Raw genomic sequence first — 24,753 nt, 5'->3', positions numbered from 1 at the left:
ATGTCCTCGCGGAAAATTTTTGCGGTTCCGTCCCTTTTTCAGTAATCTACAACCCGGCGATGTAATCGTTCATGGCTTTTTCCTGCGCTTCGATGCTTTGCAGCAGCTTGAACTGCGCCTTCGAACGCTGCCAGTTGTGTTCCGGATGATTGATCTTGTAGTAATTGTCGCCGTCGAGGTAATCCGCCAAGAATCGTACCGTCTGCATGTAGGTCAGCAATTGCGCTCCGTAGGGCAGGTTCTCGCGCTCGACGGGCGTCAGAAACGATGCGGTGCTCTCGACATACCCTTTGGCGAAGGCGCGGAAAATATCCATATCGACATCCACTTTGTCCAGATCGGGATCGTCCTCGGCTCCGGTATTGGCCGCCGTGCGGATGAAATCGCCGAAATCGGACAGCACGAACCCCGGCATCGTCGTGTCCAGGTCGATCACGCACAACGGGCGATCCTGCTCGTCGAACAGGATGTTGTTGACCTTCGTATCGCAATGCGTGACGCGTTTGGGCAGCTCTCCGGCACGGAAAAGCCGCTGCGCGAGGCACATCCTGTCGGCGCGGGCCAGCAGTTCGTCGACCATCCACCGCACACCTGCCAGGCGTCCCTGCGGATCGCGGGCCGCCACTTCGCGGAAACCTTCGAGCCGGAACTCGATGTTGTGGAAATTCGGGATCGTCTCCCCGAGCGCCCCCTCACCGATATCGGCGAGCATCGACTGGAACTCGCCGAACGCCTGCCCGGTCAGGTAAGCCAACGGGCCGGTGATGCTCTCATGCGTAACGGAACCGGCGATAAAAACCATCATCCGCCAGTAGTTTTCCCCGTCGAAATAATAGAGTTTGCCGTCTTTGGTCGGCACGACGCGCAACACCCGGCGTTCCACATCTTCGCGGCCCGCTTCGGTCAACTTGCGGCGGATGTGCGAAGTAACCCGCTCGATGTTACGCTGCAACAGGTCAACGTCCTGGAAAACACGGTGATTAATCCGTTGCAGCACATAATCCGGCACATCGCCCGCCGTCGAAACACGGTAGGTATCGTTGATCCATCCGCTGCCTACCGGAGCGATCTTTACGACCTCGCCGGCAATATCAAATAACGTTACGATCCGATCTATCTTTTCCATAATCTGCTTATTTCATTCGCCGACGCCGCTATTTGACGGCATGCGAAAATCCGTTGATTCGGTTCCAGGCTCCGCGTGTAAAATCGGGCACTTTTACAGGCATCCCGCGATGTTTTACCGACGTTTCGGTCAGTTCGACCAGCGACGACCATTCGGCGGCATCGTACACGTCCTGATCCAGCGGCAGCCCGTTGTGCAGGCAGTAAATCAACCGGTAATCCATGATAAAGTCCATGCCGCCGTGCCCGCCGACCTGACGCGCCTTCTCGCCGATCTCTTTGGAAATGGGGTGCTCGTACTCGGCCATCAACTGATCGAACTCCGGCTTCGCCAGGAACGAATGCGCATTCGGTTCGAGAGCGATTCCCTCGACAGGATATTTCTGCGCGAAACCTTTCGTACCGCTGATCTTATGCAGGCGGTCATAGGGACGCGGGCTGGTCACGTCGTGCTGGATCAGGATCGTTTTGCCTTTGGCCGTACGGATCAACGTGGTGTTCATATCGCCCAGTTTGTAATCGGTTTCGGCATACTCGGAATCCTTCCCGAATTTCCCGGCAGCGGCCAGCGAAAGTCCCTTTTGGTCGGTAGATACCGAAACCAGGTAGTTCATCTTGTCGCCGCGGTGAATATTCAGGATTTGACAGACCGGCCCGAGACCGTGCGTCGGATACGGGTTGCCGGTATGGTCGGTATTGTATTTCAACCGCCACATATCGTAATATCCGGTTTTGTCGTCGAGGTTCAGCGAGCGCAGGTCGTGGATATAAGCTCCCTCTACGTGCATCACCTCGCCGAAAAGCCCTTGTTGCGCCATATTCAGCGTAGCCATCTCGAAAAAGTCGTAGCAGCAGTTTTCCAGCATCATGCAGTGGCGGCGCGTTTGCTCGGCCGTATTGACCAACTGCCAGCACTCGTCGATCGACATCGCGGCCGGAACTTCCAGCGCCACGTGTTTCCCGTGTCGCATCGCGTAGATGGCGATCGGAGTGTGCAGCAGCCACGGCGTGCAGTTGTAGATCAGATCGACGTCCTCCCGTTCGCAGACCTTTTTCCAATCCTCCGCGCCGGTATATCCGGCGGCGGCGGGCAGCCCGGCGTTTTTCAGCGTTCCCTGAGCATTCTCCACCAATTCCGGACGCACGTCGCACAGCGCTACGATCCGCACCCCGTCCAGGTGGGTATAACGTTCCACGGCCATCGAGCCGCGCATCCCGAGTCCGATAAAAGCCACCCGAACCACCGGAATCGGATCGCAGCGCAATTGCAGCACGTCGGTCTGCCCTTTCGCGCGGGCCGGCTCGGGGAATTCGATCATTCCGTTGCGCACTTTCGGAGACTTGCCTGTCGCCGTCTCCGGGATCGCAGCCGCGAACAGCATCGCGAAAGCGACCAGTAAAACACTTATCCGTGATTTCATAACATTTCGGAATATTACTTCAATAAGAAGACAAATATAATAAAAAGCCCCGAACTTCCAGCGATCCGCGCCAACATTATGCGGCATACGGCGAAACGGGCGCCGCAGACTGAGCGCCCGCGAAAACAAAGCGGGGGACGCCCCAAAGGCATCCCCCGCAAAAATACACCGTTGTTATAAAACTATTTCACGGTGTTCATGTATTCGATCAGCTCGAGCACTTTGTTCGAGTAACCCCATTCGTTGTCATACCACGAAACGACTTTCACGAAACGCGGAGAGAGCTGGATACCGGCTTTCGCGTCGAAAATCGAAGTACGCGCGTCGCCCAGGAAGTCCGAGGAAACCACGGCGTCTTCGGTGTAACCGAGGATGCCTTTCAGTTCGCCGTCGGCAGCTTCTTTCATGGCTTTGCAGATTTCGTCGTAAGTGGTATCCTTAGCCAGCGTACAGGTCAGGTCTACGACCGATACGTCCAGGGTCGGTACGCGCAGCGACATACCGGTCAGTTTGCCGTTCAGCGCAGGAATTACTTTACCTACGGCCTTGGCGGCGCCGGTCGACGACGGGATGATGTTGCCCGAAGCGGCGCGGCCGCCTCTCCAGTCTTTCATCGAAGGACCGTCTACGGTCTTCTGGGTAGCGGTGGTCGAGTGAACGGTGGTCATCAAACCTTCTACCATACCGAATTTATCGTTCAGCACTTTGGCGATCGGAGCCAGACAGTTCGTGGTGCAGGATGCGTTCGAAACGATCGTCTGACCGGCGTAAGTTTTGTTGTTCACGCCCATTACGAACATCGGGGTATCGTCTTTCGACGGAGCCGACATAACGACGCGTTTCGCGCCCGCTTTGATATGAGCTTCGGCTTTTTCCTTGGTCAGGAACAGGCCGGTCGATTCAACGACATATTCGGCGCCCACTTCGTTCCATTTCAGGTTTGCGGGATCTTTTTCAGCAGTTACGCGGATCGAGTGGCCGTTGACAACCAGTGCGTTTTCCTTCACTTCGATCGTGCCTTTAAACTGACCGTGCATCGTGTCGTAACGAAGCATGTAAGCCATGTAATCCACCGAAATCAGGTCGTTGATTCCGACGATTTCCAAATTGTCTTTGGCCATTGCGGCACGGAACACCAGGCGTCCGATACGGCCGAAACCGTTGATACCAATTTTAATCTTTGACATAATTCTACTTATTTTGAAAGGTTAATCAATTGCCGAAAAATACCTTATAATACACCGTTGCAAAAGTATATAAAAAACAGGGAGCCTGCAAAATTATTTTAAATTTTTTTAGTAAACCGCCTCTCCCGCGGAACGTCCGTTCGGTACGGCCCGCCCCGCTACATTTCCACCTCCCGGGCGCGCTTGGCCATCGCCGAAGCGAACACGAAATCGTTCAGCTCGCGGTTATCGGCATGCAGAATATCGTGCTTGGTGCCTTCCCACCATTTCTGCCCCTGATGGATAAAAATAATGTGTTCGCCGATCTCCATCACCGAGTTCATGTCGTGCGTGTTGATGATCGTCGTGATGTTGTATTCCTGGGTGATCTCCTGGATCAGGTTGTCGATCAGCACCGACGTCATCGGATCGAGCCCCGAGTTCGGCTCGTCGCAGAACAGGTACTTCGGATTCAGCACGATGGCGCGGGCGATCGCCACGCGCTTGATCATCCCGCCGCTGATTTCGGCCGGGTACAGATGGTTCACGTCGCCGAGGTTGACCCGTTTCAGGCAAAAATTCACCCGGTCGCGCTTCTCGCTCATGCTCATCGTCGTGAACAGGTCGAGCGGCAGCCGCACGTTCTCCTCGACGTTCGACGAGTCGAGCAGCGCGCCTCCCTGGAAAATCATGCCGACCTCCTCGCGGATCGCCTTGCGCTCCTTGAACGGCAGCCGGTTAAAACAAACGTCGTTATAGTAGATATTGCCGCTGTCGATCTTATGCAGCCCGACAAGCGACTTGAGCAGTACGGTCTTTCCGGAACCGCTTTGTCCGATAATCAGGTTGGTGATTCCGGGAGCGAAGTCGGCGGAAATGTCGTTCAGCACCACGCGTCCGTCGAAAGACTTTACGATATGTTCGGCTCGAATCATGCTATGTCAAAAGTAACTGTGTGAGAATCAGGTTAAATATCAGAATCACGATACTGCTGACCACGACGGCCTGCGTACTGGCCCGCCCGACTTCGAGCGAGTTGCCGTTGGCAAAATAGCCGTAAAAACCCGAAATGGACGTGATGATGAACGCGAATACGGACGACTTGATCAGCGAATAAGTGATGTAGAAAGGTTTGAACTGGTACTGCACGCCGACGATGTAGGAATCGGGATTCACCGCCCCGGTCAGTATGCTCACGACGTATCCGCCGGCCACGCCGATAATCATGCTCAGGATCGTCAGGAACGGGAAAAAGAATACGGTGCCGATGATCTTCGGCAGAATCAGGTAGCTCGCCGAATTGACGCCCATGATCTCCAGCGCGTCGATCTGCTCGGTAATCCGCATCGTACCGATTTCGGAAGCGATGTTCGACCCGACCTTTCCGGCCAGGATCAGCGCCACGACCGTCGAACTGAACTCCAGCAGCATCGACTCCCGCGCGGCGTATCCGATCAGGTATTTCGGAATGAACGGCGACTCGAGGTTCAACGCCATCTGGATCGTAATCACGGCCCCCATGAAAACGGAGATGATCGCCACGATCCCGATCGAATTCAGCCCCAAATCCTGGATTTCGGCCAGTATCCGCTTCCGGTAGATGGCCATCTTCTCGGGCTTCGAGAAAACCTTCCCCATCAGCACGAAATAACGGCCTATCTGTTCAAACAGTTTTTTCATAATCAACATCCAAAATATCCGGCGACGGGTAACTTCCGCGACGGTTTCCACCGGCAAAATCGTCGCGGCGAACAGCCCGGAAGCCTAATTCGCCTCCTCCTTCACCTCCTCGTAATCGACGTAATCGCCGACGTTCCGGTTCACTTTTTTCTGCGCGGAAGCGGTTTGCCGCACGGTCACGTCGCCTTCCGGCTTCGGACGGCTGCTGCGGCCGAAACCCGTCCCCCACGTATAGGTACGCGAAAACCCGCCGCCACCTTCGGCGAACTCCCGCTGTTTCTTGCGGATCCAATAATTCAAAAACAACCGGCCGAGCAATCCGAACAGGTAAAACCCGACAATGATAAAAAACAATACCGTCAGCATAGCTTCGTCAACCTAAAAATTCTCCGGGGCAAAAACCCTGCAAAGAATGTCCCCGGAATTTACAAAAGTAACATTTTAATTCCGGATTGCATAAAATTGCCCTCTTTTTGACACAATACGAAGTTGAAGGCACATTTATTGCAGATTACGCGGAGGTTTCGTATATTTGCATGACAGATCGAAAAAACCGGGACGCCAAGGCGCGCCTTGGTTTGTTTGTTTTCTATTGTGTGATTAAGAACCGTAAAAAAATGATGGAATTGTCTGAATTAACCGCCATATCGCCCGTCGACGGCCGTTACCGCAGCAAATGCGAAGTGCTGGCCGACTACTTCTCGGAGTTCGCGCTGATCCGCTACCGGGTGATGGTCGAAGTGGAATATTTTATCGCCCTGTGCGAATTGCCGCTGCCGCAACTCGCCGACGTGGACGCGTCGGCGTTCGAAGGGCTGCGCGACCTGTACCGCGACTTTTCGGAAGCGGACGCGCTACGCGTCAAAGAGATCGAGAAGACGACCAACCACGACGTGAAAGCCGTCGAATACCTCGTAAAAGAGAAAATGGAGCAGCTCGGTATCGGCGCGCACAAGGAGTTCGTGCACTTCGGGCTCACGTCGCAGGACATCAACAACACGGCGATTCCGTCGACACTGCGCGACGCGACCAACGACGTCTACTATCCGCTGATCGAACAACTGGTGGCCAAGCTCACGGCATTGTCGAAGGAGTGGGAAGAGATCCCGTTGCTGGCGCATACGCACGGGCAGCCCGCCTCGCCTACGAAACTCGGCAAGGAGATTTGCGTATTCGTCGAACGGCTGAACAAGCAAATCGCGCTGTCGCGCGCGATTCCGTCGCCGGCCAAGTTCGGCGGAGCCACCGGGAATTTCAACGCGCACGTAGCCGCTTACCCGGGCATCGACTGGATCGAATTCGCGAACCGTTTCGTCAACGACATCCTGCACCTGGAACGTTCGCAGGTCACCACGCAGATCGAGCACTACGACAACATCGCCGCGATCCTCGACAACTTCAAGCGGATCAATACGATCCTGATCGACCTGTGCCGCGATATGTGGACGTATATTTCGATGGAATACTTCAAACAGAAGATCAAAGCGGGCGAAGTCGGCTCGTCGGCGATGCCGCACAAGGTAAACCCGATCGACTTCGAGAACGCCGAAGGCAACCTCGGCGTGGCGAACGCCGTATTCGAACACCTGTCGTCGAAACTGCCGATCTCGCGGATGCAGCGCGACCTGACCGACTCGACCGTACTGCGGAACATCGGCGTGCCGATGGCCCATACGGTCATCGCCTTCAAGTCGATCCTCAAAGGGATGGACAAGCTGATCATCAACCTCGACGCGATCAACGAAGACCTCGAACACAACTGGGCGGTCGTCGCCGAAGGCATCCAGACGATTCTGCGCCGCGAAGCCTATCCGAACCCGTACGAGGCGCTGAAAGCGCTGACCCGCACCAACAAGCCGATCACCGAAGCCGATATCAAAGCGTTTATCGAAGGATTGGACGTGCCGGCAGGAGTCAAGGAAGAGCTCCGCAGGCTTTCGCCGCAGACCTATACCGGCGTGTGCAAATACTAAAACCGTTTTTACGCGACGCAATGTCTCACTCAATAAAATATCGAATACGATGAAAAAGTACAAATGCCAAGTATGCGGGTACATTTACGACCCGGAAGTGGGCGATCCCGACAACGGAATCGAACCCGGAACCGCTTTTGAAGACCTGCCCGACGATTGGGTATGCCCGTTGTGCCAGGAAGGGAAAGAAGTTTTCGAGGCCCTGTAATCCGCCGCATGGAATTTCAGGCGGGACACGCTCTCCGGAGCGCGTCCCGCTTTCGTTTTCCGGCAACCGCCGGAATCCGCCGCAACGCGTCGTACCGCAGTCCCTTCCTCTTCGGGGAACGGTTTTTACAAAAAATGGTTATTTTTGCGGGATAAAAATCCGACCATGAAAATCCATCGCCGCAACTCCCGCACTTTCCTGCTGATCATTCTCGGCATGCTGTCGGCATTCGGCCCGTTCGTTACGGATTTTTACCTGCCGGGACTCCCGTCGATCGGCGACTACTTCGACGTGCCCGCATCGATGGTGCAACTGAGCCTGACGTCAAGTATGCTCGGCCTCGCCGGCGGCCAATTGCTGGTCGGCCCGATCAGCGACAAGTACGGCCGCAAACGGCCGATCCTCATCACGCTCGGCCTGTTCGTCGCGGCGACCGTCGCCTGCCTGTTCGCCTGGGACATCTATTCGTTCGTCCTGTTCCGACTGTTCCAGGGAATCGCCGGAGCAGGCGGGATCGTACTGTCGAAATCGGTCGCGGCCGATCTGTACGAAGGCAAGGAACTGCGCCGCTTTTTCTCGATGCTGATGGTCGTCAACGGGCTGAGCCCGATCCTCGCGCCGGTATTCGGCGGATTCCTGCTGAACTTTACCGACTGGCACGGCATTTTCGTGACGCTGCTCGTAATCGGCATCCTGCTTTTCGCCGTCAACCTGCGGATTAGCGAATCGCTGCTGAAACACCGACGGATACAAGGCAGCGTCTGGGGCACGTTCCGAGCTTTCGTTCCGATCCTCAGACACCGCCGGTTCATGTATTACGTACTAACGCAGGCTTTCGGGATGGGCGTATTTTTCACCTACATCGCCTCGTCGCCGTTTATCCTGCAACAGCATTATGGCCTCAGCCCGATCGGATACAGCGTCTGCTTCGCTACCAACGCAGCGGGCATCATCGTCGGCAGCTGGCTGGCCGGCCGGTTCCGCAGGGGAAGCAACGCGCTGTCGGCAGGCCTGTGGGGCCTGGTCGGTTCCGGCATCCTGTACGCGACGACCCTGCTGTGCGGACTTCCGTTCGGGTTCCTGGAGTCCACGCTTTTCCTGCTGATGGTCGCCATCGGCATGATCCTGCCGACCTCGACGGCCCTCGCGCTCGACATCGAACGCGAACACTCCGGCAGCGCTTCGGCCGTGATCGGGTTTTTCCAATTCCTCTCCGGCGCGATCGTTTCGCCGCTGACCGGTCTGGGCGATATCCTGTTGCTGACCGGTCTGCTGACCGTATGCTGTAGCGTCGTTTCGCTCTGTTTCGGAGCGCTGGCTTGCCGCCCCTCCCGAAACTGAACATCCCTTTACGCCCCTTCCCGGAAAATCCGTTTTGAGAAACGGTACAAAAAGCGTATTTTAGCACACGAATCAATCTTTTCAGCAATGAAAAACTTTTCGGCGATCCGTTCATACGGACTTTTAGGCATATTGCTGCTGCTCGGAACGGGCGCAGCACAAGGACAATCCTTCGGCGCAGACAAACTCAAATGCGAGCAGGAGACCGACCCGATCGGCATCGAAACCCAAACGCCGCGTTTCAGCTGGCAGTTGTACGCCCCGACACGGGGCGCCGTACAGACCGCTTACCAGATCATCGTTTCGGACACGCCGGAAGCGGTCGAACGCGGCACGGGCAACGTGTGGGACAGCAAAAAAATCGCTTCGTCGCAATCGCTACTCGTCCCTTACGCAGGCGAACCGCTTGAAGCGGCAAAAAAATACTACTGGAGCGTCCGCGTATGGGACGGCACGAAAAAAGCGTCCCCGTGGGCGCGCACCGCATCTTTCGCAATGGGACTGCTATCGCAGGCCGACTGGTCGGGAGCACGGTGGATCGCATTCGAACCCGACATCGACAGCCTGACGGTGACCGACGGATTGGGACGCCACCTGCCGGTGATCGGCCGCTACAAACTGCCGCAAATGCGGCGCGAATTTCCGGTGAACAAGCCGGTGCGCCGCGCGACGGCCTACGTTTGCGGGCTCGGTCAGTTCGAACTGTTCCTCAACGGCACCAAGACCGGAGATCATTTTCTGGACCCGGCCTGGACGAAATTCGATAAAGAAGCGCAGTACGTGTCGTTCGACGTGACCGACCGACTGAAACAGGGGAAAAACGCCATAGGCGTGATGCTCGGCAACGGTTTTTTCAATATCCCGAACGAACGCTACACGAAATTCGTCGGATCGTACGGCGCTCCGAAAATGCTTCTAAAGATGGAAATCGAGTACGAAGACGGCACGTCGGACACGATCGTATCGGACGCGTCGTGGAAAACCACGCAAAGCCCGATCACTTTTTCGAGCATCTACGGCGGCGAGGATTTCGATGCGAACCTCGTGCAGCAAGGTTGGAAAGAGGCCGGATTCGACGACAGCGGATGGCAGGATGCGGTTCTCACGAAATTCGACAGCCCGCTGCGAGCGCAGCGTACCACGCCGCTGAAAATCCGCCAGGCATTGCCGACCGTGCGCAAATATGAAAACAGCCGGGGCAATTACCTGTACGACCTCGGGCAGAATGCGTCGGGCATCGTCCGCTTGACGGTCAAAGCCAACGGCAAACATACGGTACGGATGTTCCCTTCCGAATTACAAGGCGGCGACAGCACCGCGAACCAACGTTCGTCGGGAGGCCCTTATATACTCAGCTACACGACGCTCGGTACCGGCGAGCCGGAAACCTGGCAGCCGCAGTTCACCTACTACGGTTTCCGCTACGTAGAAGTCGAAGGAGCCGTTCCGGCCGGCGAGCCGAACCCGGACGGACTGCCCGAAATCGTCGAACTGACCGGTCTGCATACGACCAACTCCGCCGCGCCGGTCGGCGCGTTCGCCTGCTCGAACCCGTTGTTTAACCGGATTTACGAGTTGATCGATTGGGCGATCCGCAGCAATTTTTCGAGCGTGTTCACCGACTGCCCGCACCGAGAGAAACTGGGATGGCTCGAACAGTCTCATCTGATCGGACCGTCGGTGCAGTTCGGCTACGACATCTCGCGGGCATTCCCGAAGATCGTCGGCGACATGGCGACGGCGCAGCACGCGGACGGCATGATCCCGACCATCGCCCCGCAATACACGGTCTTCTCGGAAGGTTTCCTGGACACTCCGGAATGGGGAAGCGCCTACATCCTGATCCCGTGGTACCTTTACCAATGGTACGGCGATACCCGCCCGCTGGAAGAGAATTACGACAAAATGGCTCGATACGTAGACTACCTGTCGTCGAAAGCCGACGGTCATATCGTCGCCTACGGCCTCGGCGACTGGTGCGATATCGGCCCCGGCGAACCGGCGCACTCGCAACTCACGTCGAACGGAGTCAGCGCGACGGCCATCTACTACTACGACATCTGCACCATGAAACGGGTCGCCGAACTGTTCGGTAAAACGGAGGACGCCGCTCGTTACGACGCGCTGGCCGCACAGGTCAAGCAGGCGTTCAACGACAAATATTTCGATAAAAATACGAAAAAATACGACCGAAACAGCCAGGCGGCCAACGCCATGGCGCTCTACATGGGACTGGTCGAACCCGAAAACAAACCGGTCGTACTGCAAAACCTGATCGACGACATCCGCAGCCGCGGCAACGCGCTGACGGCCGGTGACGTCGGCTACCGCTACGTCGTGCAGGCCCTGCTCGACAACGGGGCGTCGGACGTGCTGTTCGACATGAACAGCCGCTACGACGTGCCGGGATACGGCTACCAACTGGCCTGCGGCGAAACGGCGCTGGCCGAATCGTGGATGAGCAAGGACTACCTGTCGCACAACCACTGTATGCTCGGCCACCTCTATTCGTGGCTGTTCAACGGACTGGGAGGATTGTCGCAGGCTCCGGGATCGGTCGGCTATAAAGAGGTTGTGATCGACCCGCAGGTCGTCGGCGACATCCGCAGCGCCCGCGTCGCGTTCGAATCGCCGTACGGACTGATCCGCAGCGAATGGAACGATACGCCGCAGACGTTCCGGCAGACGGTCGAAATCCCGGGCAACGCCTCGGCGCTCGTCTACTTGCCTACAGCCGATCCGGAAGCCATTTCCGAAAACGGGCAGCCGCTGGACAAGATCGAAGGCATTACCGTCGAACGGAAGGGCGACCGCACCGTATTGCACGTCGGATCGGGCGTCTACAACTTCTCGGTACGGAAATAACCGCCGACCGATGAAAACGATCCCGGCCCTACTGACGGCAGGAATCCTGCTGCTGGCATACGACGGCATCCGGGCCGGAACGCCGGACGGAACTTGCGGCGCAACGGGGATTTCGCCGCAGGTCTCGGCTTTCGGCGATCCGCTGGTAGCGACGGACGCTCTCGGGCGCGAGTTGCCGAACTACGCACAGACCGGCGGAGAAAAGCCGAACCGCTACGTCGGTCTGTTCTACTGGCTGTGGCACGGGCCGTTGCGCAACGACACGCCGGACTACGACATTTCGAAAACGCTGCGAAAAGAGCCGGATCGCACGCAATGGCCGCACCTGGCTTACTATTGGGGGGAACCCGAGCTCGGATATTACCGCTCATCGGACGCGTACGTCATGCAGAAACACCTGAGCTTGTTCTGCCTCGTGGGCATCGACTTCCTGTTTCTCGACTTCACGAACCTGGTAATGGACAAGGACGAACTGCGCCTGCTGTTACGGCTGACGGGCAACATGAGGCGCAACGGATATGATCCGCCCCGGCTCGTGCCTTTTTTCAACACGAATCCCGTCCCGAAACTGGAGGAGTTTTACACGGAATTTTACCGCGACACCGCTTACCGGGACGCATGGTTCGTACTCGACGGGAAACCGCTGGTGCTGTCGCCCGTACAGCATCCCTCCGACCGGAAAATCAACGACGCCTTTACATGGCGTCGGATGTGGGCCGGCAAGGACGCCGACGGGTTTTGGCACTATTTCGACGACTATCCGCAGACGCCCGCCCTGCGCCCCGACGGGGCGGCCGAACAGATCGCCGTGGCCGCCGGCAAGGGAGCCCCGTTATGGGACTACCCGGCCTACGGTTCGAAAAGTTCCACACGGGACAGCACGCCCGCATACGACCGCTACTGGAACAGCCCACGCTCCGGCGAAGGCCTGTTTTTCGAAGAGCAGTGGAAAGGGGCCGAACGTTTCCGTCCGCTGATCGTCTGCGTTACCGGATGGAACGAATGGAAAGCCGAGGCATGGCCGGCCACCGCCGAACTCGTGGCGGGCGGCATCACTTTCCAGAACCGGAAACTGGCCGAGGGCGAGACCTACTTCGTCGATGAATTCAACGAGGAGTTCAACCGCGACCTGGAGCCGCAGGCCGGAAAAAATTCGGACAACTATTTCTACCAACTGGCCGCCCACGTCCGCCGTTACAAAGGGATGAAACCGCCTCCGGAAGCCTCGCCCCGCAAGACGATCGCGATCGACGGCCGCTTCGACGAGTGGGCCGACGTGCAGCCCCGCTTCGAGGATTTCGTCGGGGAGCTTCAAATGCGGGACAACGACGGCGCGCCGCAGGGCATCCGCTACGTCAACCGTACCGCCCGCAACGACATCGCCGAATCGCGTGTGGCCTGCGACGACAAATTCATCTATTTTTATGTCAAAACCGTCGAACCGATGACCTGCTGGCGGGAGCCGAACTGGATGCTGCTTTTCATCGACGGCGACCGGGACAAAAAAACCGGCTGGGAAGGATACGATTTCGCCGTCAACCTGGAGATCCGGTCGCCGGAAAAAACCATGCTGAAACGGCGCGACGGCGACCGCTGGACGACCGTTGCGCCCTGCCGGTACCGGCAGCGAGGGAACGAGATGGAGATCGCCGTCCCGAAAAAGTTGCTCGGCCAAGGCGATCGGCCGGATTTCTATTTCCATTGGGCCGACAATATCCGGAAGCCGGACGACATCGCCGAATTTTTCCTGAACGGGGAATCCGCTCCGGAACGACGTTACAACTACCATTACAAAGCCAAATAATCAGTGGAAAAATGTACCCGATCAAAAAAATATTGTTGATATTTCTGCTGAGTACGCCGGTAATTGCCGTCAGCCGGACGGCAGAGCCATTGCAACCAAATTTTTACGAAGGAGATGCGGTTGCCGGAGCCCACCGGCTCCGGATGCAGTTCATCGTACAAAAAGACCCTTCGGGAAACTTTTCAGCGAAGATGAATGTCCCGGCACAGGGCACATTCGATTATCCGGCGACGGTCGGTTATGAACAAGACAGCGTGGTATTCAGGGTAGAGAAACCCGCAGATGCTTATTTTAAAGGCAAAATAAAGGCGGACAGCATCGTAGGCGAATGGCATAACTACGGTAAAAAATTCCCGCTGACGCTCCGCAAATCCGTCGACCGGATCAAACTGCGCCCGCAATACCCGCAACCGCCTTTCCCCTACGCCGAACAGGATGTCATTTATTACAACGGCGACTCCTCGATCCGCTACGGCGCCACGCTGACGTTGCCGGAAAAAGGGGAGCGATTTCCGGTCGCACTGCTGATCACCGGCAGCGGGCAGCAGGACCGGAACGAAACGCTGTTCGATCACCAGCCGTTCCGCGTGATCGCCGACTACCTGGGACGCCGCGGAATCGCCGTACTGCGCGTGGACGACCGCGGATGCGGCCAGACGACCGGGGATCTGCGGCAGGCTACATCCGAGGATTTCGCCCGCGACGTACTGGAAGGCGTCCGTTATCTGAAAAACCGGCCCGAAATCGACCCGGCGAAGATCGGACTGGCCGGACACAGCGAAGGAGGACTGATCGCGCTGATCGCCGCGCAGGACAATCCGGACATCGCCTTTATCGTTTCGCTGGCAGGACCGGGCGTGCCGGGTATCGAAATATTCCTGTCCCAGCAGGAACACGCCCTGAAAAAAATCATATCGGATCGGACGGTCATAGACGCGGCACAGGCGCTGAACAGGAGCATCTATACCGACCTGATCGCGAACCCGCAGCAGAAGGCGGAGGTGATTTTCTCCGGACAGTTGAAAAAATGGGTCGCGGAACAAGACAGCGGCACCGTAAAAAAGGTCATGCCGTCGTTGCCGTCCGAACATTACCTCGAACCGGACTCGCTGACGAAACTGGTAGGCCCGATGAACATCCCGTGGTACCGGTACTTTATGGCTTCCGATCCGGGCAAGCTGATCGGGCAGATACGCTGCCCGATGCTGATTCTGAACGGGGAGAAAGACATGCAGGTCTACTGCGACCTGAATATGGACGGCCTCGAAAAGAGCTGCCGCGAAGCGGGTAAAACGAACGTGGAATTCCGCCGGTTCCCCGGGCTGAACCACCTTTTTCAGCACTGCGAAACGGGAGAACCGGACGAATACGGCAGCATCGACGAAACGTTCGCTCCGGAAGCGCTCGACCTAATCGCCGAATGGATCGGGAAAACGACCGGCAGTTCCCGCTGACCTTCCCCCATAACAACGGAACGAGGGCGGAGAGTGCAGAAAACACTGTCTTCTAAAATATTCCCAGTAATTCCGACAGGGCCGAAACTTCGTAGGTCGCGTCAATCTCGCGGACTTCGCCGAACGGATTGAACCAGACGGAGTCGATGCCGGCGTTCGACGCGCCGAGGATATCGGTTTGCGGATCGTCCCCGATCATCACGGCCTCATCGGCCCCGACGCCCGCCGCACGGAGGGCATACCCGAAGATTACCGGCGACGGTTTGTTCGCACCGGCCTCCTCCGAGCAGACGACGCCCCGGAAATAACGGTAAAGGCCGCACTCTTTCAATTTGATATATTGCGTCTCTCTGAATCCGTTGGTCACGACGTACAGCGGATAGCGTCCGCTCAGCTCCCGGACTACCTTCTCGGCATACGGAATCAGGTTCGTAAAAGTCGGCGCAAGGCGGACGTAATCGTCCCCCAACCGCCGCGCCAACTCCGTATCGTATACGCCGATCGCAGCCAGCATCTCCTCGAAACGCGCATTGCGCAGGGTCTCGCGGTTCACTTTGCCGTCGCGGTACTCTTCCCACAGCCGAGCGTTGCTCGTTTCGTAATAACCGAAACAATCGTCGAAATCGGGGCAGAAACGCTCCAGCCGGTAACGGTCGTACAACACCCGCAGAGCCTCCTTCTGATTCCGCTCCACATCCCACAGGGTTCTGTCCAAATCGAACAGCAAACAATCGTACCTTTTCACTTTATGATTAATTTTGCTCCAAAGATAACACAACCCGAACTCATGGACAAAACGACCGAATTGATCGAACTGCTCAAATCGCACGCCTCGCCCGACCACCTGGCAAAAATGAAACGTTTCGGAATCCCGGACGAACGGGCGCTGGGCGTCCCGGTGACGCAACTGCGGAAGATCGCCAAGCCTTACAAAAGACAGCACGAATTGGCGTTGAGTCTTTGGGAGACCGGTTGGCACGAAGCCCGGTTGCTGGCCCCGATGATCGCCGATCCGGCCCGGACGACGCCGGAGCTGGCCGACCGCTGGACGGACGGTTTCGACGCTTGGGACATCTGCGATATGTGCTGCCAGAACCTGCTGCGGCATACACCGTTCGCATTCGACAAAATTTACGCTTATGCTCCCCGCGAAGAGGAGTTCGTCCGCCGAACGGCCTTCGCGCTGATCGCCACGCTGGCCGTCGGAGACAAAAAAAGCGGCGATGAAAAATTCATCCCGCTTTTCGATCTGATCGAAACCGCTTCCGCCGACCCCCGAAATTTCGTTCGCAAGGCGGTCAACTGGGCGCTGCGGCAAACCGGCAAGCGTAACCTGCGGCTCCACACGCAGGCCGTCGCACTGAGCCGCCGCCTGGGGGCGTCCGCCGACCGGACGGCTGCATGGATCGGCCGCGACGCGCTGCGCGAACTCTCCGACCCGAAAATCATTGCCCGGATCAAGCCGTAGACGGCGGCGGCACGATACGGATTACTCCCCGAAATCGACCCGCACGTTGAACCATTTGCTCTTGTTCCGGTAATAGACGTTGAACCCCTGCTGGTCGAACCCGACCACGCGGTATTTGTCGTCGATCACGATCAACCCGTTTTCGCCGGTCAAGTTTTCGATCGTAAAAGGCTTGTTGGTCTTAAATTTCGCATATTCGGTAGAACTGCCGCCGAGGCTGACCTCGAGCACCTGAGTCATCTTTCCCTTGTGCCGATCGAGCAGCTCCTTGAAGGCGTTGAAATCGGGCAGCCGGTTCGTATAGGCGACGCCCGTAAGGTTCGTCTCGGCCGAACTGGACGAGAAATAACCGATCTTATTGCCTTCGGTGCGCTGGTTGGTCAGGTAGACGGCGTTCGCTCCCATCATCGCAGCCACCATTTTAAGCTTCCGGTACGCCCGGTTCTTCACTCGCTCCTGATTGGACAGTTCGGTGGTTCCCACCGCTTTGGCGCTGACATCCCCCACTTTGAAAAGCCCTTTCACCTCGCTTTCGACGGCCGTCACGGTCACTTTTTCGTAATCGTCGACGCCCTTGACCGCATTGAACGAAGTCGCCTCGGCAAAAACCTGAACCCGGCCGTTCTTAAAGACGATCTTCTGGACGGCATTTTTATAAATACTGTTCAGAAGCTCTTCCCCCGGATGCACGTACACCACAGAGCTCTCCTTGATCTCCTTGACGATACACGGGATCTTTTCGTTGTTCGAGAAAATCGTATCCGTCTGTCCGAAAGCCCGGACGGAGAAAAGCAGCAGGACGAACAAAAACGCACTCTTTGTCATATTCATATAGTTTAACCTTAATCAGTCTTTCAATTCGTCTCAGTCCTGAGGATCGATCTCGATCGTCCGCGAATCCTCGCCGGTCACTTCGATACGTACCGTCATCGCATCGTCCGGCAGCAGGCTTTCAATCTTTTCGGGCCACTCGACCAGGCACAGGTCGCCGCCGTAGAAATACTCCTCGTACCCGAAATCGAAAGCCTCCTCGATCCGGTCGATCCGGTAAAAATCGAAATGATACACCGGCGGAATCCCCTCTCCGCGATATTCGTTGACGATGGCGAACGTCGGGCTGGTCACCGTATCGGTTACGCCCAGCGCATCGCAGATCGCACGGATCAACGTCGTCTTGCCGGCTCCCATTTCGCCGCGGAAAGCCACGACGGAACGTCCGTCGAGCGACTCCAGAATCGCGGCCGCCGCCTTGGGCAGATCGTCCGTCGAACCTATCTTCAGTATCATAAAATCGTTTTATCAAAATTCAGCGACTCGCCGTTTCCGGTACTTTCCGGGATACGGGGCAAAGATAAACGTTTCCTTTCGAATTCCACAACAAACTCCGGTTTCCCGGAACATTCGTTTCGACTTTATTTCCGGGTCGCCGCTTCCAGCGCCTCACGGGTCTGCCGGCAATACTCGTCGGGCGACACGCCTCCTTCGACGAAATGCCGAATCTTCACTTTATTGCATAACGCATGGAAATCGTCCAGCAGGACCGTTATTTCGGGACGCACCCTCCAGCGGCCGTCCGCCTGTTCGAACACCCGGTCTTCGGCGGTACCGCGCGCCTTGGCGATCTCGAAAAGCGAAAAGGTCAGCGGCAGGCGAGCCACCCGCACCCGTTCGAGCACGTCGGGTTTCGATACGACCGCTTTTTCGGCTTCGTCGAACAGGACTTCGTAACGGGCAAAAAGCTCCGGACGCATATATCCCTTCTCGTAATGATCGTACGGCTTGCCGTAAATAGTCAGCGGCAGGCCCGACTTTTCGAGTTCGTCGTGCATCAGGTCGATATAAGCCGCAATATGCGGCCCCGCTTCCTCGTAATACCCGGACAGGAAATCGGCCAGTTCGGCGCGGATATCGACATCGGGATTCCACAGCAGCCGGGCCACCAAGTAAGGCCGCAATTCGCAGAATTCACCGCCTTTGCTGATATTGCCTTGCTGAAACTGGGCCGTCACGCCGTTGCGAACGAAATACTGCATGTTCGGCTGCAACGTGCGCAGGTTCGGATACGGGGCCATCAGATTCGAAAACTGAATCACGTAATCCCACATCAGGATGCTTTTGGCGATTTTCCCCCACTCCTCGAAATCGGTGCGGAACGCCCGGCTGGTCGGATCGGTTTCGATCGGCCGATGGCGGTTGCACTCGATGTCGCACAGCATGATATTGACGTTGTCGGCCGGGCGAATTCCTTTCGGGGCCGTACGACTGTAACGGTAGGCAAGCGTCGAAATCATTTTGTCCGGGAACCGGGCGGCCACGCGGTTGGCGAAAGCGACGACCGAACCGCTCGGAGCGCCGGCCTGCTCGTCCAACTCCCGGCAGGAGGGACAGGCGCAGTTATAGCCGTGCTCGGCATAGGTGTCGTTCTGACTGACCGACCAATAAAGGGCGTCGGGCTGCTCGCGCATCCTGTCGCCGAGGTTTTCGACGACCGTCTCCAGCACGTCCGGGTCGGTCAAGCACAACTGCGCGCAAAGGTGACCGTCGGCCTGCATGCCGACCCGTTTGCCGTCGACCAGGGCGTAATATTCCGGATGTTCCGCAAAATACCGGTCGGGCGGCAGCAACTGCGCGAACGTATGCACCCACATGCCCCAGTCGGGTTTCATGTGATCGAGCTTATGCCAATCCGCATAGAACGGATCGTCGGCCACTTCGTAAAAGACGTTCCGGTAGAGGTTGACCGGCACCTGGCGGTCGGCGATCCCGGCTGCGACCGTCACCTTCGCGAGCGTCGGATATTTGAACACGGTCGGCGAATAACAGCGGTAACCGAGGTATTTGTCGAAAAACGTATAAACGCCGTACAACACCCCCTTTTCGCTGCCGCCGCGGATCGAGAGCGATTTGCGGTCGGTGCGGATCACGAACCCGTCCTGCTGCAGGCCGGAAGTATCGGCGGCGGAATTCGACCGCGACGTATTGCCGATCACGATCTCCCGCGCCGAAGGACGGCGGGCGTCGGTACAGACGGGCAGTTCGACCGAAGAACTCAGCGCGAACAGCCGCCGGAACTCGTCGGCCGCTTTTTTCTCGACCGGGGTGGCTTTTTCGGGAATGATAATTACATAACCGCTCTTACCGTGCGAGGCGAGCGTCAGTCCGCCGGCGCGGACGAAACCGGTTCCGGCCGCCAGCAGGCAAAAGACAAGCAGAATATTTTTCATAGCGGAAAAGGTTAGCGATTGTAGGCAAACCGACGACGCCCTCGGGCGCGACGCCGGCCGCCGTTTACAAAGCTACGAAAAATTCCGGACGAATCCGTTAAAAACGATCTGTTTCCGGGCGTCGCTCTCCGTAAATGCCGTCGGGCGCGGCGAGGTCGGCGAACAACCGCACCAGCCGGTCGACGACCGCTTCGGCGTAACGCGCCCCCTTTTCGGGCGAAGATTTCAGCGGATTGCCGATGCCCGTATCCTCCGACACCCGGTTCCAATCGCGCGGCACCCATGCCGTCCGGTCGTTCAACGACTCCACGGCGAACGGCTCCGAACGGCCGTCGCCGGCGCGTTCGATATCCACCAGTTCCGGATGGTAATGCATCATCAGCGAAGTCTCCATTTCCCCGGCGTGGTCGTCCCTTTCCTCGAAAAAATCCCGCTGCGGAACGATCCCGAACGAATCGGAAACAGCGATCAGGAAATCGGGGTATTCGAACGCCAGATCGCGCACCATGTTACGGAACGAATTGCCGCCATGTCCGTTCAGCACGATCAGCCGCGAAAGCCCTTGCCGCCGCAGCGAAGCGACGATGTCGCCCAACACGGCGCGCTGGGTTTCGTAGCGGGCATGCAGACAAAACGGCTTGTCCCACTGTCCCGGATTCTGCGCCCCCAGCGTAACGGGCGGCAGCACGACCGCGCGAACGCGGCGTTCGCGCCACAGCCTCGCCGCCGCGTCGACGGCCAGGCTCTGCGCCAGCAAGCAATCGGTCAGATACGGCAGGTGCAGGTTGTGCGGCTCCGTAGCGCCCCAAGGCAACACCGCCAGACGGTACGTTCCGCCCCTGAGGTCAGCATAGCAGCAGCGGGTAAGATCGACGCCGCATTCATCGGGATTCTCCATAACGGCAAACGGTCGGTTATCGAGGTTTCAACACCAGGAACGGCACGATCATCTCTTCCATCGAAATGCCGCCGTGCTGGAACGTATTGTTGTAATAGCGGACGAACTGATTCGTATTGTTCGGATAAACGAAGAAATCGCGGTTGTAGGCGAAAATGTAAGTCGACGTGATGTTCGACTTCGGCAGGTGCGCCAGCTCCGGCTTGGTGATCGCAAAAACTTCTTTCTGATTGAAGCCGAGGTTGCGCCCAGTCTTGTAGCGCAGGTTCGACGAAGTCGCGCGGTCGCCCTGCACGCGCACCGGATTATCCACCTGGATCGTACCGTGATCCGACGTGATGATGATCGTATGGCCGCGCTCGGCCAGCAGCCGCATCAGCTCCAACAGGTCGGAATGCTCGAACCACGAGCGGGTCAGCGAACGAAAAGCCGCTTCGTCCTCGGCCAGGTCGCGGATAATCTGCGTCTCGGTGCGGGCATGGGACAGAATATCGAGGAAATTGTAAACGATCACCGAGAAATCGGCATTATGTACCTTGTCGATATTCTCGATCAGTCGTTTCCCGGAATCCGTCTTGACGATCTTGTCGAAAAACAGGCTGTATCCCTTCCCCTGCGACTGGATTTGGCGGCGCAGGAAATCCTCTTCGTGCTGGTTTTTACCGCCTTCTTCATCGTCGTTCAGCCACAGGTCGGGCATGATCTTGTCGATCGCGCCCGGCATCAGTCCGGCAAAGATCGCATTGCGCGCGTACTGTGTCGCCGTCGGCAGGATGCTACAGTAAAAATCCTCCTTTTCAACTTCGAACAGACTGTGCAGCACCGGCTGGATCACCCGCCACTGGTCGTACCGGAAATTGTCGATCAGAAAAAACGTAGTCTTCGGAGCGGCGTCCACCACCGGGAACACTTTTTTGCGAATCAGGTTCTGCGACATCACCGGCGTATCGTCGTCGGGCTTCGCGAACCAGTCCAGATAACGGTTTTTGATAAATTTGGCAAATTCGTTGTTCGCTTCGTTCTTCTGGTAAGAGAGAATCTCGCGGACGCCCGGATCGGTCGATTCGGAGAGCTCCATCTCCCAGTTATACAGCTTGCGGTAGATCTGCACCCAATCGGCGAACGTCCGCGCATCGGCGAACGACGACGAAATGCGCCCGAACTCGCTGCGGTAATCGGCCGTGGTCTGTTCGGTGACCAACTGCTGGCTGTGGACGTTCTTTTTGATCGACAGCAACACCTGATTCGGATTAACCGGCTTGATCAGGTAGTCGGCGATCTTCGATCCGACCGCTTTGTCCATGATGTTCTCCTCCTCGCTTTTGGTAACCATGATCACCGGGGTCATCGGCCGCAACTCCTTGATCCGGGGCAGCGTTTCGAGCCCCGTCAGCCCCGGCATCATCTCGTCGAGGATCACCAGGTCGAACTGCCGCGCAGCCACCAGGTCGATCGCATCGTAACCGTTGTTGCAGGTCTCCACGTCATAACCTTTTCCCTTCAAAAACAGGATATGGGGTTTCAGCAGATCAATCTCGTCGTCCACCCATAAAATTTTAGCACCGCTCATAACTCCTCCGAATTTTACTAACAAAGATAATTATTTTCCAGCCAACCCACCGAATACAAAGTCCGTAATGCGGCCGTTTGTTTCGATTATAATGCAAAAATCAGCCGTTTATTGCCTGCTGAAAGACTATAAAACGTTTTGCCGCGTTATACTTACGGCAGGCGCCGAAAGACACGAATCTAACAGACAGCGACTTACCCTTCCACAGAACGGTTATTCGTCTCAGAATAAGATTTATAAACGGAAATCGGGCCGGCCGTGATTTTTGGGCTGATTTTTGCGAAACCTCAGGGTATAGAAACGAAATAGGACAGAAAGAGTTAGCGCGCTCGGAAATCCAAAAAAAAAGTTGTTTTTATCGTTGGAATCAAAAATTAAATGTATCTTTGCACTCCAGCGGGAGTTTTGAAAATAAGTTAAACTAAAAATACTTGTAATTATGACTAAGGCGGACATCGTTAATGAAATCGCAAAAAGCACGGGCGTCGAAAAGGCGCAGGTGCAGCAGATCGTGGAATCTTTCATGGAAAGCATCAAAGATTCGCTGACGGCCAATAAGAACGTATACCTGAGAGGTTTCGGCAGCTTCATCGTTAAGAAAAGAGCTGAAAAAGTAGCCCGTAACATCTCGAAAAATACGACGATCACAATTCCTGCCCACAACATCCCGGCGTTCAAACCGGCCAAGAGCTTTGCGGGCAAGGTGAAAGCTAACACCAAATAGTAACCTTATTTATTAAATTTTTCAATCATGCCAAGCGGTAAAAAAAGGAAAAGGCATAAAATGTCTACCCACAAACGGAAAAAACGTCTGAGAAAAGACAGACACAAAAAGAAAAAGTAGGTCGCATATTTTATGCATCTTTAGTATTATAAACCTAAAGAGCCCTTCGGGGTCTTTAGGTTTATTGCATAATAAACAGCCAGTGATCACTTCTCCCCCACGACCGCCCGCGCAAAGGATCGCCAAGCGACGACGGCGGATCGTGACGAAACCTCAAACAACTGATGAATAAAGAATTAATAATCAATGTAACCTCCAACGAAATCACCATCGCCCTGTTCGAAGACAAACAGCTTGTCGAACTGAACAAGGAAAAATGCAAAACGGGATTTGCCGTCGGCGATATCTATCTGGGAAAAGTCAAGAAGATCATGCCCGGGTTGAACGCCGCGTTCGTCAACGTAGGATACGAAAAAGACGCATTCATCCACTACCTGGATCTCGGCCCTCAGTTCACCACCCAGCAGAAGCTGGTCAACATACTGACCAACAACAAGAAAATCCCGAACTTCGAAACCATGCGCCTCGACAAGGCGATGGGCAAGAACGGGAAAATATCCGGATTCATCGCCAGCGGACAATCGATCCTGGTACAAATCGCCAAAGAGGCCATCTCGACGAAAGGGCCCCGTCTGACCTGCGACATGTCGCTCGCGGGGCGCAACGTCGTACTGATCCCGTTTTCGAACAAGGTATCCATTTCGCAGAAAATCCGTTCGGCCGAAGAGCGCAAACGGCTCAAGCGCATCGCATCGGAAGTGCTGCCGAACAACTACGGCGTGATCATCCGCACCGCGGCGATGGGACAGCAGGACGAAGAGATCAAGCACGACATCCTGTCGCTGATCGAACGCTGGAAAAAAGTCATATCGGGCGTCCGCAACAGTACGGCTCCCGCCCTGATCCTCAACGAAGAGAACCGAACGACCACCATCATACGCGATCTGCTGAACGGTTCGTTCAGCAGCATTTGCATCGACGACCAGACCGTCTACGAAGAAGTGCGCGAATACATTCGCACGATCGCTCCGGAAAAGGAAAAAATCGTCAAGCTCTATAAAGGCAACGTTCCCATTTTCGACAATTTCGACGTATCGAAACAGATCATGTCGCTTTTCAGCAAATACGTCTCGCTGAAAAAGGGAGCCTACCTGATCATCGAACATACCGAAGCGCTACACGTGGTGGACGTCAACAGCGGCAACCGCGCCAAAGTGGACAACGACCAGGAGCAGACGGCCATGGACGTCAACCTGGCGGCGGCGGCCGAGATCGCGCGGCAGTTGCGCCTGCGGGATATGGGCGGTATCATCGTGATCGACTTCATCGACCTGCACAAAAGCGAAAACCGCACGGCGCTGGTCGAAAAGATGCGCGAGATGATGGCGAACGACCGCGCCAAGCACACCATCCTGCCGCTATCGAAATTCGGCCTGATGCAGATCACCCGCCAACGGGTGCGTCCCGAGACGCACATCGACATGCGCGAAACCTGCCCGGCCTGCCACGGCACCGGACTGGTCACGCCGGCCGCGCTGCTCGATACGCAAATCGAAAAACAGATCGCCTACTACGCGAAAGAGAAAAAACTCGACTACATCAAGCTCCGAGTCAACCCGGTCGTAGCCGCCTTCCTGACCAAAGGGGTATTCTCGCTGCGGCTGCGCTGGATGCTGAAATACCGGTGCGCCATCCGCATCGTTAAAAACACGACCACCGGCATCATCGAAACCCGTTATTTCAACCGGAAGGACGAAGAATTGTTCTGAACC

At 56.5% G+C, this 24,753-nt stretch carries 21 protein-coding genes; 9 read left to right on the top strand and 12 right to left on the bottom strand.

Translation table 11 applies throughout. From position 1 onward, the window contains the following. Positions 1-46: 46 nt before the first annotated feature. The 6 genes from GFH31_RS08715 to GFH31_RS08690 form a co-directional block, all read right to left on the bottom strand. Positions 47-1,126 (bottom strand): phosphotransferase enzyme family protein, encoded by a 1,080-nt coding sequence (locus tag GFH31_RS08715; protein ID WP_153497788.1) that lies wholly within the window; start codon positions 1,124-1,126, stop codon positions 47-49. A gap of 28 nt (positions 1,127-1,154) precedes the next feature. Next, the gene (locus tag GFH31_RS08710) at positions 1,155-2,546 is read right to left on the bottom strand and encodes a Gfo/Idh/MocA family protein (RefSeq protein ID WP_153497787.1); all 1,392 of its coding nucleotides are present in this window, start codon (positions 2,544-2,546) and stop codon (positions 1,155-1,157) included. Positions 2,547-2,728: 182 nt separating this feature from the next. Next, positions 2,729-3,733, bottom strand: coding sequence for a type I glyceraldehyde-3-phosphate dehydrogenase (gene gap, locus GFH31_RS08705; protein WP_055202537.1), 1,005 nt, complete (start codon positions 3,731-3,733; stop codon positions 2,729-2,731). Positions 3,734-3,891: 158 nt separating this feature from the next. Then, a complete protein-coding gene (locus tag GFH31_RS08700; protein ID WP_055202539.1) occupies positions 3,892-4,647 on the bottom strand; it encodes an ABC transporter ATP-binding protein in 756 nt (251 codons plus the stop codon). Between the two features lies 1 nt (position 4,648). Then, positions 4,649-5,392 (bottom strand): MlaE family ABC transporter permease, encoded by a 744-nt coding sequence (locus tag GFH31_RS08695; protein WP_055203506.1) that lies wholly within the window; start codon positions 5,390-5,392, stop codon positions 4,649-4,651. Between the two features lie 84 nt (positions 5,393-5,476). Then, positions 5,477-5,758 (bottom strand): DUF4834 family protein, encoded by a 282-nt coding sequence (locus GFH31_RS08690; RefSeq protein ID WP_055202541.1) that lies wholly within the window; start codon positions 5,756-5,758, stop codon positions 5,477-5,479. Between the two features lie 251 nt (positions 5,759-6,009). On the opposite strand from GFH31_RS08690, the gene purB reads away from it, so the two are divergent. The 6 genes from purB to GFH31_RS08660 all read left to right on the top strand — a co-directional run bounded on the left by purB (position 6,010) and on the right by GFH31_RS08660 (position 15,037). After that, on the top strand, positions 6,010-7,365 hold the full coding sequence (gene purB, locus GFH31_RS08685; RefSeq protein WP_101571768.1) for an adenylosuccinate lyase: 1,356 nt from the start codon (positions 6,010-6,012) through the stop codon (positions 7,363-7,365). A 49-nt stretch (positions 7,366-7,414) separates the two neighbouring features. Then, positions 7,415-7,573, top strand: coding sequence for a rubredoxin (gene rd, locus GFH31_RS08680; protein WP_055202543.1), 159 nt, complete (start codon positions 7,415-7,417; stop codon positions 7,571-7,573). Between the two features lie 165 nt (positions 7,574-7,738). Continuing rightward, the gene (locus tag GFH31_RS08675) at positions 7,739-8,914 is read left to right on the top strand and encodes a multidrug effflux MFS transporter (RefSeq protein WP_153497786.1); all 1,176 of its coding nucleotides are present in this window, start codon (positions 7,739-7,741) and stop codon (positions 8,912-8,914) included. 87 nt (positions 8,915-9,001) lie between these two features. Next, a complete protein-coding gene (locus GFH31_RS08670; RefSeq protein WP_153497785.1) occupies positions 9,002-11,779 on the top strand; it encodes a family 78 glycoside hydrolase catalytic domain in 2,778 nt (925 codons plus the stop codon). 10 nt (positions 11,780-11,789) lie between these two features. Continuing rightward, positions 11,790-13,583, top strand: a complete 1,794-nt coding sequence (locus tag GFH31_RS08665) for a hypothetical protein (protein ID WP_101571771.1) — start codon at positions 11,790-11,792, stop codon at positions 13,581-13,583. A gap of 11 nt (positions 13,584-13,594) precedes the next feature. Further along, positions 13,595-15,037: an alpha/beta hydrolase family protein gene (locus tag GFH31_RS08660; protein ID WP_101571773.1), complete on the top strand. Its 1,443-nt coding sequence runs from the start codon at positions 13,595-13,597 to the stop codon at positions 15,035-15,037. A gap of 52 nt (positions 15,038-15,089) precedes the next feature. On the opposite strand, the gene GFH31_RS08655 is transcribed toward GFH31_RS08660, so the two are convergent. Beyond that, positions 15,090-15,782 (bottom strand): YjjG family noncanonical pyrimidine nucleotidase, encoded by a 693-nt coding sequence (locus GFH31_RS08655; RefSeq protein WP_172970731.1) that lies wholly within the window; start codon positions 15,780-15,782, stop codon positions 15,090-15,092. 42 nt (positions 15,783-15,824) lie between these two features. On the opposite strand from GFH31_RS08655, the gene GFH31_RS08650 reads away from it, so the two are divergent. Further along, positions 15,825-16,505, top strand: a complete 681-nt coding sequence (locus GFH31_RS08650) for a DNA alkylation repair protein (protein WP_118655456.1) — start codon at positions 15,825-15,827, stop codon at positions 16,503-16,505. Positions 16,506-16,526: 21 nt separating this feature from the next. Here the strand turns inward: GFH31_RS08650 and GFH31_RS08645 are convergent, their stop codons facing one another. The 5 genes from GFH31_RS08645 to GFH31_RS08625 form a co-directional block, all read right to left on the bottom strand. Further along, entirely contained in the window at positions 16,527-17,330 is an 804-nt protein-coding gene (locus GFH31_RS08645; protein WP_145996519.1) for a hypothetical protein, read from the bottom strand. A gap of 39 nt (positions 17,331-17,369) precedes the next feature. Further along, positions 17,370-17,792, bottom strand: a complete 423-nt coding sequence (gene tsaE, locus GFH31_RS08640; protein ID WP_055202558.1) for a tRNA (adenosine(37)-N6)-threonylcarbamoyltransferase complex ATPase subunit type 1 TsaE — start codon at positions 17,790-17,792, stop codon at positions 17,370-17,372. Between the two features lie 125 nt (positions 17,793-17,917). Beyond that, entirely contained in the window at positions 17,918-19,729 is a 1,812-nt protein-coding gene (locus tag GFH31_RS08635; RefSeq protein ID WP_118655458.1) for a DUF4838 domain-containing protein, read from the bottom strand. A 97-nt stretch (positions 19,730-19,826) separates the two neighbouring features. After that, positions 19,827-20,627, bottom strand: coding sequence for a creatininase family protein (locus GFH31_RS08630; RefSeq protein ID WP_118655460.1), 801 nt, complete (start codon positions 20,625-20,627; stop codon positions 19,827-19,829). Positions 20,628-20,643: 16 nt separating this feature from the next. Then, the gene (locus tag GFH31_RS08625) at positions 20,644-22,197 is read right to left on the bottom strand and encodes a PglZ domain-containing protein (RefSeq protein ID WP_153497784.1); all 1,554 of its coding nucleotides are present in this window, start codon (positions 22,195-22,197) and stop codon (positions 20,644-20,646) included. 439 nt (positions 22,198-22,636) lie between these two features. Between GFH31_RS08625 and GFH31_RS08620 the strand changes: the two genes are divergently transcribed. Both GFH31_RS08620 and GFH31_RS08615 read left to right on the top strand, forming a co-directional pair. Further along, on the top strand, positions 22,637-22,921 hold the full coding sequence (locus tag GFH31_RS08620; protein ID WP_055202566.1) for an HU family DNA-binding protein: 285 nt from the start codon (positions 22,637-22,639) through the stop codon (positions 22,919-22,921). Positions 22,922-23,205: 284 nt separating this feature from the next. After that, positions 23,206-24,750 carry an Rne/Rng family ribonuclease gene (locus tag GFH31_RS08615; RefSeq protein WP_101571782.1) on the top strand — a complete coding sequence of 515 codons (1,545 nt, stop codon included), beginning with the start codon at positions 23,206-23,208 and terminating at the stop codon, positions 24,748-24,750. Positions 24,751-24,753: the final 3 nt, after the last annotated feature.

Origin of the sequence: Alistipes sp. dk3624 (assembly GCF_009557455.1) — a bacterium.
In the GTDB taxonomy this organism is placed as follows: Bacteria; Bacteroidota; Bacteroidia; order Bacteroidales; family Rikenellaceae; genus Alistipes_A; species Alistipes_A hominis.
The sequence above is the reverse complement of the archived record's forward strand: the minus strand, read 5'-3'. Positions and strand labels throughout refer to the sequence as shown.